Origin of the sequence: Arthrobacter sp. U41, from assembly GCF_001750145.1 — a bacterium.
In the GTDB taxonomy this organism is placed as follows: Bacteria; Actinomycetota; Actinomycetes; order Actinomycetales; family Micrococcaceae; genus Arthrobacter.
Map to the genome: position 1 here is coordinate 3,474,570 of NZ_CP015732.1, position 13,618 is coordinate 3,488,187.

The window sequence follows — 13,618 nt, forward strand, 5'->3', positions numbered from 1 at the left end:
CGCCGTCGCCGCCTAATCTCTTATCTGCGCCTGCGCGCTACATGCTGTCCGCGGAGGACTTCGCCACGCGCAGCATCCGGTGCAGGCTCAGCAGGATCGATTCGACGGCGCTCGGGGCGTCGGTTGCGGCTTCCTCGGCACCGACGCGTGCCGTCAGGGCCTTGACAGCGGCGTCGGCTGCTTCGCTCAGCTCCGACTGCCGGTCCGGGCTCTCCTCCTGCAGTGAGCGCAGGACGTCGCCCACCGCAGACATGGCGTCGGCGAGCGGGGCGGCGTATTCATCGGGCACGACAAAGGGGGTGTCCTTGGCCCAGATGACATCCGAGAGCACCTGGGTCACATCCTGGACGTGGAAGGTCACCCGTTCCAGGTCGCGCAGGTTGCGGTAGTCCAGGTCGATGTCCCGCGGATGGAGCCTGCGGCGCGGGTTCGCGCGCCGGCTGGCGTCAGCCTTCTCCACGGCCAGGCGCACGGAGCGGGCGGACGCTTCAAGCGCGTCGGACCGCCTGGACCAGTCTTCGTGTTCCGGCGGCCAGCTCTCCTTCAGCGCCTTGGCCATGTCCCAGAGCTGCTGGGCGAGGGCCAGGCGCAGTTCGGCGATGCTGAGCTCGGCCGCGCGGAAGTGCAGCGGCGGAAAGACCAGCAGGTTCACAAGGATGCCCACCGTGACTCCGGCACCCATCTGGAGGAGATAGCCGAAGGAGAACTGGTCAGGGTTGTGGCCGCCCACCAGCAGGACCAGCAGTGCCGCCGTCGGGATCCAGTCCCGGCCGGCGCCGATCTTCGGGAGTCCGGCCAGAATCACGCCGAAGGCCATCACAACGCCGACCGTCAGCGGCGTCGGACTGCCGAGGATGAACAGCACAAAGGCCAGCCCCACCCCGATCGCCAGCCCCGCAAGCGTCTGCACACCCTGCCGCATCGACCCGGCAACATTCTCGTACATCGCCACCAGGGCGCCCAGCGGCGCGTAATAAGGGTAGTCGGCCGCGGAGCCGGGCATGAACGGGGCGATCGCGAACGCAATTCCCGCGGCCAGTCCGGCCTTCATCGCCAGCTGCAGCCGTGGCCAGAGCAGCGCCGACGTGACGTTGCCGGCCACGATCCGCCAGAACCGCCGAAACAGTGACGGGCCCCCGGTGTGTGTTGCCTCGTCTGTAGTAGTCATCCCGGCTCACCCTAGGGCGGGGATGTTGCTGCGACAAGTGGACGAACCCCTGCCGGGCACCGCCCGGTTCAGACCGCCCCGTGCCCCGGGGCCACTTCTTCCCCGGCCCGGACCGGGCCGGGCGGTGTTCCGTCGCCGAACGGGCGTCCGCCGAGGGCTTCCCGGCCGTGCGCCGTCAGCCAGTTCCCGAGTCCGGGCCCCGCCGGAACGATCACGGTGGGGTTGATGTCCTCGTGGACGATGTAGTAGTGCTGCTTGATCTGCACGAAGTCCGTGGTGTCGCCAAACCCGGGGGTCTGGAACAGGTCGCGGGCGTAGGCCCACAGTGCAGGCATCTCGCTGAGTTTCTGCCGGTTGCACTTGAAGTGTCCGTGGTAGACGGCGTCGAACCGTGCCAGCGTTGTGAAGAGGCGGACGTCGGCCTCGGTGATCGTGTCTCCTACCAGGTAGCGCTGGCCGGTGAGGCGTTCCTCCAGCCAGTCCAGGGCAGTCCAGAGCCGGTCATAAGCGGCGTCGTACGCTTCCTGGGAGCCGGCGAAGCCACAGCGGTACACACCGTTGTTCACCTCGGTGAACACCCTCTTGTTGACGGCGTCGATCTCCCCGCGCAGGGCCTCCGGGTACAGCTCCGGCGCACCGGGCCGGTGGTAGGCGGCCCACTCGGTGGAGAAATCCAGGGTGATCTGGGGGAAGTTGTTGGTCACCACCTGGCCGGAGGCCACGTCCACGATGGCCGGGACAGTGATGCCGCGGGGATAGTCCGGGAAGCGGCGGAAGTACGCCTCCTGGATCCGCTCCATCCCGAGCACCGGGTCCTTGCCGCCGGGATCAAGGTCAAACGTCCAGGAGCGCGCATCGTGGGTGGGCCCGGGCTGGCCGAGGGATATGACGTCCTCAAGGCCAAGGAGCCGCCGCACGATCACGGTCCGGTTGGCCCACGGGCACGCGCGGGCCGCGATCAACCGGTAGCGTCCCGGCTCCACCGGCCAGCCGGGCTCGCCATTCCGGCCCGGGGCGCCGTCGCGGGTGATCCGGTCCTCGATGTAGTTGGTGTCCCGGGTGAACTCCTCGCCGCCGGTGACGTAGGAACCCTTCGTGCTGAATCCGGGGTCGTCCGTGTGTGTTTGGCTCATGGTCCAAGCCTATGCCCGGAGGTCAGCCGGCCCGGGCAACCGTGCGCCCGGCAGTGCTGCGAACACCTCGGACATCGGCTGCCAGGCCACCCACCAGGCGGCACCGACCACGGCGGCGAACAGCACAATCCACACGGCTGCGGGGATGCGGGTGGACCGGGAGAGCAGATAGGCGTCCGATGTCGCCAGCCGGTCCCGGCGCCGCAGGTGCACGTTGCCGAGCTTGCCGAGGTCCCGGACGGCGGCAACCAGCAGGGCCAGGCCGAGCACGATCATGACATGGCTGTTGAATTCCGGCGGGACGAAGAGCACGAGCAGGACCGCGGCCAACACCGCACCGGCGGTGATCAGCAGCCCGATGCCGTTGCGGATGAACAGCAGTGAGGCCAGCAGGATGAGGGTTCCGATCGACATCGCCGCCGGGCCCCAGCCGCTGAAGCCGCTCCAGACCATGGCCGAGCCGACGACCGCCGGCACCGGGTAGCCCCAGAAGGTGGACCAGACGGCAGCCAGGGGCCGCCTGCTGTAGGTGGTGGTCGTGCCCGAATGGTCCAGGCCCAGGCGGATGCCGCCGAGGCGCTGCCCGGTCATAAGCGCGGCGAAGGCGTGGCCGAGTTCGTGGGTTACGGTGGCCAGCAGCCCGAAGTACCGCCAGGTCACCCGCGGCAGGGAAAGCGCGACGGCGATCAGGATCACCAGGGCAAGTTCGGTGCCGGTGACGTGGGGCACGGGGGACTGGGTGAATCCGGCCACGATCCGGCCCCACCAGGTTTCAGCAGCATCGGTCATGCTGATGTTCGTGCCGTGGTGCCCGCGGGGCCCGCACTGTGCCGGATGCAATACGGTGTCCAGGGCCTGGCTTCGAGCCGGCCTTCCGCAATCTCTTCCCCACAGACTTCACAGCTGCCATAGCTGCCGGCGTCGATCCTCGCCAGGGCCGCCTCGACCTGCGCCAGACCCTGGCGGCTCTGCTCCAGCAGGGCCGACGCCTGGGAGAGCTCAAACGCAATCGTCACGCCCTCGGGATCGTGCTCGTCGTCGACATTCGAATCCTGCCGGGCGGCGTTAACCGAGGCGATGTCCCGGCGAAGGGCGGGAAGGAGGGCAAGTTTCCGGTCGCGCTCCACGAGCAGGAGAATCCGGAACCGTTCGACGTCAACCATAGGCTGCAAGGCTAGCGCGGACGTCGTCGCCGCGTCTAAAGGCGCCGCCGGAAACCGCGGCGTGCGGCCGCAGCCCGGGGTGGGCCGAAAGGCCCGGTGCCCGGGCGGGTCCCCGCCGTACAGTGGGGAGGAGAGCCTGCATGCCGGCAACCGGCGTGCCCCCATGAAGCAGACCGGGAGACGTTATGGACCAGCCAGCGGCCAACACCCTGAACAAAAACCCTGACGAGGAATCCGGAGCCCTGGCGGCCGTGGAGCAGCACCACGCGAGCATGCTCAAGCGCCTCAACGCGCTCACCGCGACGCTTACCCGTGCCGTACAGACCGGGGACACCGTGGCGGAGCACGACGCCCACGAGGTCCTGGTGGAATGGTGCGAGACCGAACTCGTCCCGCATGCGCTCGCTGAGGAGGGTCCGCTGTACGGCGGGCCAAGGAACATGCCAGAGGGCCGGCTGCTCGTGGAGGGGATGCTCGCCGAGCACCAGGTGATCGTGGGTCTGGTCGAGGAACTGCGGGGATCGACCGGGGTGCCGGCCGCCGTGGCCGCCGGCTCCATCCGGAACATCTTCGCCCTGCACCTGGACAAGGAAAACAGGCTCCTGATGCCATTCATCGTTGCGTCCCCCGGACTGTCCCTGGCACGCGCCGTCGAGGGCCTGCACGAACTGGTCGGTGAGACCCCGGTCCATCAACACGGCACGAAGCACGGGGACAGCGTCTAGAGTTGCCCCCATGGCGGATGGCATTGACAACGAAAACGACCACGGGCCGGGCGCGGCCGAACTGCTGCGGGAACTCGCGGCGACCCACGGTGTAGGAACCTCCTACCGGGGCTGGGACGGCGCTGAACGTTCCGTCACGGACAGTACACTTCGCGGTGTCCTCGCCGCGCTGGGGGTCCCGGCCGGGGGAGCGGATGAGATGGAACGGTCCCTGGCTGAAGCCAGACTCGCACCCTGGCGGCGCCTCCTGCCGCCGGTCGCCGTTGCCCGTGAAGGGCAGGAGCTTCTTGTCAATGTCCACGTACCGCACGGAAGCGCCGTCAGCGTGTGGATCGCTGCCGAGGACGGCGGCAGGTACGAAGCAACACAGCGGGAGAACTGGGACGCGCCGGTCGACGTCGACGGCGTCCTCACCGGCCGGGCCACCTTCGCCGTCCCGGACCATGTGCCCCTCGGCTGGCACACCCTGCTGGCAGAGCACGAAGGCACGGTATCCCAGTGCCCGCTCGTCGTCACACCGCAAAGGCTCCAGACGACCGAGGCGCTCGCCGGGCGGCGGAACTGGGGACTGACCGCTCAACTCTATTCCGTGCGGTCTTCACGGTCCTGGGGCATCGGTGACTTCGCGGACCTCGCGGACCTGGCGACCATCACGGGGGAGGAGGGCGCTGGTTTCCTGCTGGTCAACCCTTTGCACGCAGCCGAACCACGGCCGCCGGTCGAAGACTCGCCCTATTTGCCCACCACCAGGCGGTACTTCAACCCGCTCTACCTCCGGGTGGAAGAGATCCCGGAATACGGCTACCTCGACCCGGCAGGCCGGGCCGAGGTGGAGCGGCTGGCCAATCAGCTGCACGCCGCGAACCACTCCACCGGGCTGCTGGACCGGAACTCCAGTTACGGGGCAAAACTGACCGCCCTTGAGCTGGTCTTCGGGGTCCCGCGCGACCCGGCCCGCGCACGCGCATTTGCGGACTTCTGCACCGAACAGGGGCAGGGACTCGACGACTTCGCCCTCTGGTGCGCCCTGGCCGAGAAGCTGGGCCCGGGGGCCCCCCAGTGGGCCGGGGCGGCTTCCGCGCCGGACACCGCCTACTGCAAGGAACAAGGGGCGCTGCTCGCCCGCCGGATCGAATTCCACCGCTGGCTGCAGTGGCTCTGCGACCAGCAGCTTGAAACCGCGCAGCGCTCGGCCCGGCGGTCGGGCATGGAAATCGGCGTGGTCCACGATCTTGCGGTGGGCGTGAAACAGGGCGGGGCGGACGACTGGTCTCTTGCCGGCGTCCTGGCCCGGGGCGTCACGGTCGGCGCCCCGCCGGACATGTTCAACCAGCAGGGCCAGAACTGGACCCAACCGCCGTGGCACCCGGCACGGCTCGCTGAGTCGGGTTACACCGCCTACCGGGACATGCTCCGTACCGTGCTGCGCCATGCCGGCGGGATCCGCGTGGACCACATTCTGGGCTTGTTCCGTTTGTGGTGGATTCCGGAGGGGGCAGGACCGGGGGAGGGCACGTACGTCTACTACGACCATGAGGCGCTGATCGGAATCCTGGCGCTGGAGGCGCAGCGGGCCGGAGCGGTCGTGATCGGTGAGGACCTGGGGGTGTTCGAGCCGTGGGTGCGGGACTACCTGGCCGGGCGCGGGATCTTCGGCACCTCGATCCTCTGGTTCGAGCACGACGCCGACGGCCCGATTCCGCCGGAGCGGTACCGGCAGCAGTGCCTGACCAGCGTCAATACCCATGACCTGCCGCCGACGGCCGGCTACCTGGCCGGCGAGCACGTGACGCTCCGCGAATCCCTGGGACTGCTGCAACGGCCGGTGGAAGAGGAACGCGCTGAAGCCGCTGCGGAGCAGGAGGCGGTGCTCGGACTCCTGCGGAAGCGCAGCCTCCTGCCCGGGCCGGGACACCAGGATGTGCAGGACACTGTCGAAGCGCTGTACGCCTTCACCGCGCTGACCCCCTCGTCCCTGCTGGGGGTCGCGCTGGTTGATGCGGTGGGCGAAACCCGGACCCAAAACCAGCCCGGAACCAGCACGCAGTACCCCAACTGGCGCATACCGCTGGCAGGACCGCGGGGACCCGTCCTGCTCGACGCGCTGCAGGACGATCCAAGGTACCGGTCACTCGTCGGCACGATAAAAACCGCGCTGCATCACGGTGTGTAGCGGCGGCGTGTGTGCCGGCGCCCCGGAGGATACCGGTCTCTGGCAGGGCATGCCCGGCCCGGCTAGCATGTAGCGATGAGGCGCGCCGGCGAAGGCTCCCTGGCCATATTCCTTGCCCTGCTTCTGGCCGGGTGCACTTCTCCTGGGCCGACACCCTCCCCGGCGCCGCCGCCGTCGTCGTCGGGTGCTGCATCGTCCTCCCCGCCGGCGACGCGGGCACCGTCACCGTCCGGATCGGCGCGGCAGGGCACGATCGATCATGTCGTCATCATCGTGATGGAGAACAAGGCCGCCAGCCGGATTCTGGGAGCCGGTGATGCGCCCTACCTGAACCGCCTGGCGAAGGAGTATGCGCTGGCAGCCAACTATCACGCGATCACCCGGCCCAGCCTGCCGAACTACCTTGCCCTGACCAGCGGAACCACTGCCGGGATCAGGAGCAACTGCGACCCCGCGGACAGTGACTGCCAGGCACGGGTCCGCACCATTGCCGACGAGATCAGTGAGTCCGGGAGGCAATGGCGGATGTACGCGGAGGGGATGCCCGAACCCTGCCAGGCCCATGATTCGGGCCGATACGCGGTGAAGCACAACCCGTTTATGTACTACCCCTCGGTGACCGGCGACCGGGAGTTGTGCACCGACCGCGTGGTGCCCTTCAGCTGGCTGGACGACGACCTGAAGACGGACCACAGCCTGCCGGACTACGTCTTTATCACCCCCGACATGTGCAGCGACACCCATGACTGCCCGGTTCAGTCCGGCGACGACTGGCTGGCCCGGGAAGTTCCCAAAATCCTCGCCGCACCGGCGTTCAGCACGAAGAACTCGTTGCTAGTGGTCACCTATGACGAGGGAAGCGGATCCAGCAACCGGGTCGTCACGGTCTTCGCCGGACCCGCGGCGCGGAAGGGCTACGTCTCGGAAACCCTATACACGCACTATTCCTTGCTGCGAACGATCGAAGACGCCTGGGGCCTTGATCCTTTGACCGACAATGACCGGAAGGCCGCGGGCATGACCGAACTGCTCAAATGATGCACCGACCGGACGGGTCCTGTGAGCACGCCGGTCCCTGTAACGTCGTGGCAACGACAGTACGCCGCAGCAGGGCTACGACGCGGGGCAGACCGTGGTTGCCGAGATCCAGACGGCTGCGGGCAATTAGCACCATCGGTGAGATCACCCGCCGATACGGCTACGAGGCGCCGACAATCGACGGCCTGGAAAGCTGGTCTGCCGAAGACCGCATCCGAGACCTTGGCGGGCTCACTCCGGACAAGCAAGTTATTGTTTTTGGCGTCGCCCTGGGTCCGGCAGGTCAGTGGCTATCCTTGAGGTTCCAGGATCCTTCAAAAGACACTAGCGGCACCTTCGAAGAACGGCTCCGGCCGCCGGAAGGCTCACAGTGGCAGATGAACACGCAGGCGTTGAGTTAATGATTGCGGTTCTTTGGTCCCGCGGATGATTCCCCAAACGGGACGGAGGCGACGTATCAGACAAGCGAGGCCGTCACCAACCGCCGCGCGTCGGCGTATGTCCCTTTCGGGCATCGTCGGGCATTGCCATTTCGGCGCGCAGGCCCAGGAGCCGGATCGGCCGGCCCGCTTCGATTCCGGCTGCAAGGTCCAAGGCCCGCGCGAGGATTTCGTCCCGGTCGAATGTCTCGGGAATCTTCCTCGCATGGGTTTTGGTGAAGAACGGCGCGTACCGAACCTTGAGGGTCAGCCCAACCACGGGCCGACCCTCGGCGGCAACATCCTCAAGGACACGCGCTGTCAGCTCCCTCACGGCGTCGTCCACCTGGGCGGGCTCGGTCAGGTCCCGCTGGAAGGTCGTCTCCCGGCTGTGCCCGCGGGCAACCCACGGGGTGGCGTCCACAACGCTGGCGCCGTCCCCGCGTCCAAGCTCCGCGTACCAGGGCCCCATCCTGGGGCCGAACTCCGGGACTAGGTCTTGGGGGTCGGACGCGGCGAGCTCGGCGACCGTGTTGATGCCGAGTTTGGCCAGCCGGCCCGACACTTTGCTTCCGACGCCCCACAGGTCCTTGGTGGGCCGGCTGCCCATGACGTCAAGCCAGTTCCCGGCAGTGAGACGGAAGACGCCAGCCGGCTTGCCGAAACCGGTGGCGACCTTGGCTCGGACCAGGGTGTCGCCGATGCCCACGCTGCAATGCAGCTGCGTTCGCTCCAGGACAGCGGCCTGCACCTGCCGGGCGTACGCCTCCGGATTCTCTGTCTCGGTGCCGATAAAGGCCTCATCCCAACCCCGCACCTGCACGGTGGCGTCGGGCTGCGCGCGCAGGGTGGCCATCACCGTTTCAGACGCCGCGAGGTAAGCCTCGTGATCGACGGGCAGGATCACCGCGTCGGGCACTTTCCGGGCCGCAATGCGTAAGGGCATTCCGGAACCCACGCCGAACGCCCTGGCCTCGTAAGATGCGGTCGACACCACGGCTCGTTCCGTGGGATCGCCCCGACCCCCGACAATGATCGGCTTGCCCGCAAGCTCCGGGCGCCGGAGCACTTCGACCGCCGCGATGAACTGGTCAAGGTCGACGTGCAGCACCCACCGGATTCCGCTCACGCCACCAGTCTGCCCTAAACATCCCTGGCAGGCATCGGCTCTCCACCGTGCTTGGCCGCTGAGCCTGCGGACTGCGCGCCCGAGCCGGTGAGACGGACCAGGGTCGGAGACGAGTGCACGAATCTGAGATTCCCACGTCGAGCAAGTTCAGAAATCTTCTCTACAAAAGATAATGTCTGCCTCTGGCACCAACGTGATCTTCGCGCGAAGTTTTCTGCCAGCCCGTCGGATCCGGAGCAAGGCGTTCGCAGCAAAGTGAGAGTCGGCGCTGAGAGGCCGCCGGGACAAGGAGCCACAGGATGACGCGATACCTCATTTCGTTCGATGACGGCGCAATGACCGTCCCCGAGGAGGCGAGCCTGGTGGCCACCGACGGTACGGTCACCGACAACCCGTATCCGGAGAGCAAGGAGCGACTGGGCGGATTCTCCGTCGTTGACGTGGCCTCCCGCGACGAGGCGTTGAAGTGGGCTGCCAAGATCGCCGTCGCCTGCCGCTGCGCGCAAGAGGTCCGGGAGTTCGTGCCCGACCCGACCGTCTGACCGCGGAGGGCACACCACGGCCATGCCTGCCGCTACTCCCGAACAGGCGCCGCCCAGTGGCTACTGTCCGCGGTGGGTCGTCCCGGCGGCAAGTTCCCTGACCCAGTCCGGGGTGGCCAGGCCGAGGCGCCGATCAGTGACGAGACGCAGCCGCGCGGCGGCGCCTTGAACAACGCGGTCCCGGGAGGATGCCTTGCTCCCGGGGACTGCCGCTTCCGACGGCGGGACGATGGTCGGCTGGGCCGGCGCGGTTTGCAGCGGTTCCTGCCACGCGACGGTGATGATCTCGAGTTCCTCAGGACTGGCCAGATCGCTCTCGGCCAGGACCGCCATAATCCCCAGGCCCAGTTCGGCCTGCCCCGGGTCTGCGGAGAGCGAGCTGTCGAGGGCCCACTGGGTCCGGCGCCACCATTCGCTCCGGTTGTCTGCCTCCCGTTGCTGGACCAGGGCCGCCGTGTCAGCAGTGGTGCGCTGCTTCAGCATGCGCAGGCTGATGACGGCACCGATGACGGCCGCGATCAGCACTGCCAATGGACCCAGGGCGGCAAGGACCTGCCACCACTCGGCCGGGCCGGACCGGACCAAGACTTCGAGGGGATCTGCAGACGGTGTCACGGAAACAGCCTATAACCGTGCCGGGCAACGGACACCGACCATGTCGTGGCGCAGGCGGGATGCCGCACAGTGGGCGCCATGGTGGACTATGAGGACCCGTACCGAACTAGATCTGGAGGAGAACCCGTGACCGACGAAACCCCGGAAACGACAACCGGAGGAGAACCCCTGATCCACGGAACCCTGGAAACGATCGAGGGTCGCCCGGCGCTGCGCTTCGAGCGCAGCCTGACCCACCCTGTGGACCGCGTGTGGCGGGCTGTCAGCGTGCCGGCGGAGCTTGGGAGCTGGTTTCCGGCAGTCGTCGAGTGGACACCGGCGGTGGGTGAGACTTTCGACGCCTCAGGCGCGACGCTCGAGGTAACGGAGGTCGATCCGCCCCGTCGCCTGGCTTGGATCTACGCCGGCCAGCCGCAAAGCTTCGAGCTCGTTGCCGAGGCGGGCGGTTGCCGGCTGATCTTCACTCACGTCCTCGACGACCATGTTCTCGCTGCGCAAACGGCAACCGGCTGGGAGATCTATCTCTCCCGGCTGGACCCGCATCTTGGCGGCGAGCACCTCTCCGAAGAGGTGGCACATGAGCAGTGGGCGGAGATCCACGAACGATACGCCGCGCTCTTCGGAGTCGACCCGACGCCGGGACGACAGTTCGCGGCAGCTCTGCGTACCGGTCAATGATGATCAACCAAATCCGGATTTGACGCCCTTAAGGACTGATGTTGGCCACAGTCAGTCCTTGTCGAGTTCGTCGAGCAGCGACTTCGCTGCTTTGGCGACGTCGGCGTGGTCGTACTGGGCGGCCCGGCTCTCAATGGCAAGGATCGCGCAGCGGTGCAGCCGCCGGAAATCCCCGAAGGGAAAGCTGTAGCGTCCCTTCATATCGTGCGTCTTCTCGCTGTCAATGCCGAGGTGCCACTTCCCGTATTCGGCGTACCCGTGCTTGTCGACGAACGCGTTTTCCTGGTCGGCGTCAGGAGCGTGTTCGCTCCAGTCATCGCGCGTGTCTCGGGCGATTTTTGCGTCCTTGATCAGCTGCCGGGCATGACCCAGAGCCGCGTTGTTGACCTTGATTGTCATGGGCTTTCCTCCGGTCTGTCGTGTGTTTCCTTGTCCGGTCCGACGCGGGGCCTGAGAAATGGGCCAGGCCCGCGGTATCGGGGGAGTGCGACGTTCTGGAATCAGTTAATCAGCATGCTTATGGTGCTGCAATTCCCGCCGATCAAAGCAGTGGCTATGCCGACGAAGCGCCACTCTTGAGGCTTTCTGGCTCATCGCAATCTCTCCGGCGGCAGGTACGGTCAACCCATGACGGTTCGTATCCGCTGGGCCGACGGGGCATGGGCACTGCTCGTCCTGCTTGCTGCCGTGCTAACGGCCTGCGGGCTGGCCATGACCTTCAGCATCATTGTCCGCTCACCCACGGATGCGGAAGGCCACGGGCTGATTTTCCTTGGATCCGTCGCGTTCGCGGGGTCCGCTGTATGGGCGAAGCTGACAGGACGACCACTCTGGGTTTCGATACTGACGGCGCTGCCCGCGCTGGTCGTAGGAGGCCTGTCCGTGGAAATGCCTGACGGGCTCTATGCCCATCTGGCAGCCCTCGGCCTGATACCAGCAGCGCTGAGCGCGATGCTGGCGGACCTCCTGTCCCCATCGACCGGTGATGAACCCTGAGAGCCCCGGGCCTCGCATAGCCTTCTCCCACCCTGCCAGTCAGCGCATTCCTCTGAGTCCTTCTTGTGCCACTCGCGCAGTCTGGTAACCGGGTCGATCCACCTACCCGTAGAAGGTGACAGATCCGTCTTTGCGTTTCCCGTCTTCGATGTAAACCACCTGCGCGACGGCGGGCAGCTAACCCCGCCAACCCCCAACCCCGCTGACCCCGGAACCCGGGGTGCCTGCGGACACAAAAAGGCCCCGGAATCCATCGGATTCCAGGGCCTTTTCCTGTTGTGCGCGGAGGGGGACTTGAACCCCCACCCCCTTTCGAGGACTAGCACCTCAAGCTAGCGCGTCTGCCATTCCGCCACCCGCGCAGGTGGTATTCGGTGAACCTTTTCGCCTTTCAGCGTTTCGGTTTTCTCCGAAGCAGCGAGAAAGACTCTAGCATGAAGTTTCCCGAAACAAATAATCGGGGCCCGACCGGGCAGGTGGGTAGGCTGAAGCAAACAAGAAGGCCGACCCCACGAGGAGTGAAACATGACTGAAATCAGGCCCGAGGACGAAGTCGTCAGAATCTGCCAGGAACTGATTCGGATCGATACTTCCAACTACGGGGACGGTTCCGGCCCGGGGGAGCGGGCGGCCGCCGAATACACCGCGGGGCTGATGACGGAAGTGGGGCTGGACGCCGAAATCTTCGAGGCCGCCCCGGGCCGCGCCAGCGTGGTGACCCGGCTCGCCGGGGAAGACCCGTCCGCCAGCGCCCTCGTCGTCCACGGGCACTTGGATGTTGTCCCCGCACTCCGCGAGCAGTGGTCGGTGGATCCCTTTGGTGCGGAGCTCAAAGACGGCATGATCTGGGGCCGCGGCGCCGTGGACATGAAGGACATGGACGCCATGATCCTCTCCGTCCTGCGCAATTTTGCCCGCACCGGACGCAAACCCAAGCGGGACCTGATCTTCGCGTTCTTTGCGGACGAGGAGGCCGGCGGCACCTACGGCGCCCGCTACGCGATCGAGAAGCGGCCCGAACTCTTTGACGGCGCCACCGAGGCGATCTCCGAAGTCGGGGGGTTTTCCGCCACAATCGGCGGCCAACGCACCTACCTGCTCCAGACCGCGGAGAAGGGCCTCTCCTGGCTCCGCCTCGTCGCCCACGGCCGCGCGGGCCACGGTTCCCAGATCAACACGGACAACGCCGTCACGCGGCTGGCCAGTGCCGTGTCCCGGATCGGGGAATACCGGTGGCCGGTAGAGCTCACCCCCACCACCCGGCAGTTCCTCGACGGCGTGACCGAACTCACGGGCGTGGAATTCGACCCGGACGATCCGGACAAGATCCTGCAGGAGCTCGGCACCGTGGCCCGCTTCGTCGGCGCCACCCTGCAGAACACCACCAACCCGACCCTGCTCAAGGGCGGCTACAAGCACAACGTGATCCCGGAATCGGCCGAGGCCCTCATCGACTGCCGCACCCTGCCCGGCCAGGAAGAACACGTCCTCGAAGTCGTCCGCGAACTTGCCGGCAAGGGCGTGGACGTGAGCTACGTCCACAACGACGTCTCCCTCGAGGTTCCGTTCGCCGGAAACCTCGTGGACTCCATGATCGACGCGCTGCACTCCGAGGACCCTGGGGCCAAGGTCCTGCCCTACACCCTCTCCGGCGGCACGGACAACAAGTCCCTGAGCCGGCTGGGCATCACCGGCTACGGGTTCGCCCCGCTCCAGCTTCCGGACGAACTGGACTTCACCGGGATGTTCCATGGGGTGGACGAACGCGTCCCCACCGACTCCCTGAAATTCGGCGCACGGGTGCTGGACACCCTGCTTACGAACTACTGACAGCTGAAA

General features: G+C 66.8%; 14 protein-coding genes and 1 tRNA gene. 7 read left to right on the forward strand and 8 right to left on the reverse strand.

Annotated features, from left to right (window positions below; all coding sequences use genetic code 11):
- Nucleotides 1–37 precede the first annotated feature (37 nt).
- The 4 genes from ASPU41_RS15820 to ASPU41_RS15835 all read right to left on the reverse strand — a co-directional run bounded on the left by ASPU41_RS15820 (nucleotide 38) and on the right by ASPU41_RS15835 (nucleotide 3,464).
- Nucleotides 38–1,168 (reverse strand): aromatic acid exporter family protein, encoded by a 1,131-nt coding sequence (locus tag ASPU41_RS15820; RefSeq protein ID WP_083266558.1) that lies wholly within the window; start codon nucleotides 1,166–1,168, stop codon nucleotides 38–40.
- Nucleotides 1,169–1,236: 68 nt separating this feature from the next.
- Nucleotides 1,237–2,301: a glutathione S-transferase family protein gene (locus tag ASPU41_RS15825; RefSeq protein WP_069951712.1), complete on the reverse strand. Its 1,065-nt coding sequence runs from the start codon at nucleotides 2,299–2,301 to the stop codon at nucleotides 1,237–1,239.
- Nucleotides 2,302–2,310: 9 nt separating this feature from the next.
- Nucleotides 2,311–3,090, reverse strand: coding sequence for a M50 family metallopeptidase (locus ASPU41_RS15830; protein ID WP_069951713.1), 780 nt, complete (start codon nucleotides 3,088–3,090; stop codon nucleotides 2,311–2,313).
- Nucleotides 3,087–3,464 carry a TraR/DksA family transcriptional regulator gene (locus tag ASPU41_RS15835; RefSeq protein ID WP_069951714.1) on the reverse strand — a complete coding sequence of 126 codons (378 nt, stop codon included), beginning with the start codon at nucleotides 3,462–3,464 and terminating at the stop codon, nucleotides 3,087–3,089. Before ASPU41_RS15835 ends, ASPU41_RS15830 begins: the two co-directional genes overlap by 4 nt.
- A 185-nt stretch (nucleotides 3,465–3,649) precedes the next feature.
- On the opposite strand from ASPU41_RS15835, the gene ASPU41_RS15840 reads away from it, so the two are divergent.
- The 3 genes from ASPU41_RS15840 to ASPU41_RS15850 all read left to right on the forward strand — a co-directional run bounded on the left by ASPU41_RS15840 (nucleotide 3,650) and on the right by ASPU41_RS15850 (nucleotide 7,400).
- Entirely contained in the window at nucleotides 3,650–4,189 is a 540-nt protein-coding gene (locus ASPU41_RS15840; RefSeq protein WP_069951715.1) for a hemerythrin domain-containing protein, read from the forward strand.
- A gap of 10 nt (nucleotides 4,190–4,199) precedes the next feature.
- Nucleotides 4,200–6,362, forward strand: coding sequence for a 4-alpha-glucanotransferase (malQ, locus tag ASPU41_RS15845; protein WP_069951716.1), 2,163 nt, complete (start codon nucleotides 4,200–4,202; stop codon nucleotides 6,360–6,362).
- 75 nt (nucleotides 6,363–6,437) lie between these two features.
- Nucleotides 6,438–7,400 carry an alkaline phosphatase family protein gene (locus ASPU41_RS15850; RefSeq protein WP_083266559.1) on the forward strand — a complete coding sequence of 321 codons (963 nt, stop codon included), beginning with the start codon at nucleotides 6,438–6,440 and terminating at the stop codon, nucleotides 7,398–7,400.
- Nucleotides 7,401–7,874: 474 nt separating this feature from the next.
- Here ASPU41_RS15850 and ASPU41_RS15855 read toward each other — a convergent pair whose 3' ends face one another.
- On the reverse strand, nucleotides 7,875–8,948 hold the full coding sequence (locus ASPU41_RS15855; protein WP_442856203.1) for a DNA polymerase IV: 1,074 nt from the start codon (nucleotides 8,946–8,948) through the stop codon (nucleotides 7,875–7,877).
- Nucleotides 8,949–9,247: 299 nt separating this feature from the next.
- On the opposite strand from ASPU41_RS15855, the gene ASPU41_RS15860 reads away from it, so the two are divergent.
- Entirely contained in the window at nucleotides 9,248–9,490 is a 243-nt protein-coding gene (locus tag ASPU41_RS15860) for a YciI family protein (protein WP_069951718.1), read from the forward strand.
- 60 nt (nucleotides 9,491–9,550) lie between these two features.
- On the opposite strand, the gene ASPU41_RS15865 is transcribed toward ASPU41_RS15860, so the two are convergent.
- Nucleotides 9,551–10,105, reverse strand: a complete 555-nt coding sequence (locus ASPU41_RS15865) for a hypothetical protein (protein ID WP_157357022.1) — start codon at nucleotides 10,103–10,105, stop codon at nucleotides 9,551–9,553.
- Between the two features lie 126 nt (nucleotides 10,106–10,231).
- Here ASPU41_RS15865 and ASPU41_RS15870 point away from each other — a divergent pair, with 126 nt between their 5' ends.
- Nucleotides 10,232–10,783: an SRPBCC domain-containing protein gene (locus ASPU41_RS15870; protein ID WP_197515682.1), complete on the forward strand. Its 552-nt coding sequence runs from the start codon at nucleotides 10,232–10,234 to the stop codon at nucleotides 10,781–10,783.
- A 51-nt stretch (nucleotides 10,784–10,834) separates the two neighbouring features.
- Here ASPU41_RS15870 and ASPU41_RS15875 read toward each other — a convergent pair whose 3' ends face one another.
- Nucleotides 10,835–11,182 carry a hypothetical protein gene (locus ASPU41_RS15875; protein ID WP_069951720.1) on the reverse strand — a complete coding sequence of 116 codons (348 nt, stop codon included), beginning with the start codon at nucleotides 11,180–11,182 and terminating at the stop codon, nucleotides 10,835–10,837.
- 228 nt (nucleotides 11,183–11,410) lie between these two features.
- Between ASPU41_RS15875 and ASPU41_RS15880 the strand changes: the two genes are divergently transcribed.
- Complete coding sequence (locus tag ASPU41_RS15880; RefSeq protein WP_069951721.1) at nucleotides 11,411–11,779, forward strand: hypothetical protein; 369 nt, start codon at nucleotides 11,411–11,413, stop codon at nucleotides 11,777–11,779.
- Nucleotides 11,780–12,058: 279 nt separating this feature from the next.
- Here the strand turns inward: ASPU41_RS15880 and ASPU41_RS15885 are convergent.
- A tRNA-Leu gene (locus ASPU41_RS15885) sits at nucleotides 12,059–12,141 on the reverse strand.
- Between the two features lie 163 nt (nucleotides 12,142–12,304).
- Between ASPU41_RS15885 and ASPU41_RS15890 the strand changes: the two genes are divergently transcribed.
- Nucleotides 12,305–13,609, forward strand: coding sequence for a M20/M25/M40 family metallo-hydrolase (locus ASPU41_RS15890; RefSeq protein WP_069951722.1), 1,305 nt, complete (start codon nucleotides 12,305–12,307; stop codon nucleotides 13,607–13,609).
- Nucleotides 13,610–13,618 lie beyond the last annotated feature (9 nt).

Coding starts and splice junctions, on each gene's coding strand:
- ASPU41_RS15880 (WP_069951721.1), top strand. CDS start 11,411: ATGACGGTTCGTATCCGCTGGGCCGACGGGGCATGGGCACTGCTCGTC.
- ASPU41_RS15860 (WP_069951718.1), top strand. CDS start 9,248: ATGACGCGATACCTCATTTCGTTCGATGACGGCGCAATGACCGTCCCC.
- ASPU41_RS15825 (WP_069951712.1), bottom strand. CDS start 2,301: ATGAGCCAAACACACACGGACGACCCCGGATTCAGCACGAAGGGTTCC.
- ASPU41_RS15875 (WP_069951720.1), bottom strand. CDS start 11,182: ATGACAATCAAGGTCAACAACGCGGCTCTGGGTCATGCCCGGCAGCTG.
- ASPU41_RS15890 (WP_069951722.1), top strand. CDS start 12,305: ATGACTGAAATCAGGCCCGAGGACGAAGTCGTCAGAATCTGCCAGGAA.
- ASPU41_RS15840 (WP_069951715.1), top strand. CDS start 3,650: ATGGACCAGCCAGCGGCCAACACCCTGAACAAAAACCCTGACGAGGAA.
- ASPU41_RS15830 (WP_069951713.1), bottom strand. CDS start 3,090: ATGACCGATGCTGCTGAAACCTGGTGGGGCCGGATCGTGGCCGGATTC.
- malQ (WP_069951716.1), top strand. CDS start 4,200: ATGGCGGATGGCATTGACAACGAAAACGACCACGGGCCGGGCGCGGCC.
- ASPU41_RS15820 (WP_083266558.1), bottom strand. CDS start 1,168: ATGACTACTACAGACGAGGCAACACACACCGGGGGCCCGTCACTGTTT.
- ASPU41_RS15835 (WP_069951714.1), bottom strand. CDS start 3,464: ATGGTTGACGTCGAACGGTTCCGGATTCTCCTGCTCGTGGAGCGCGAC.
- ASPU41_RS15850 (WP_083266559.1), top strand. CDS start 6,438: ATGAGGCGCGCCGGCGAAGGCTCCCTGGCCATATTCCTTGCCCTGCTT.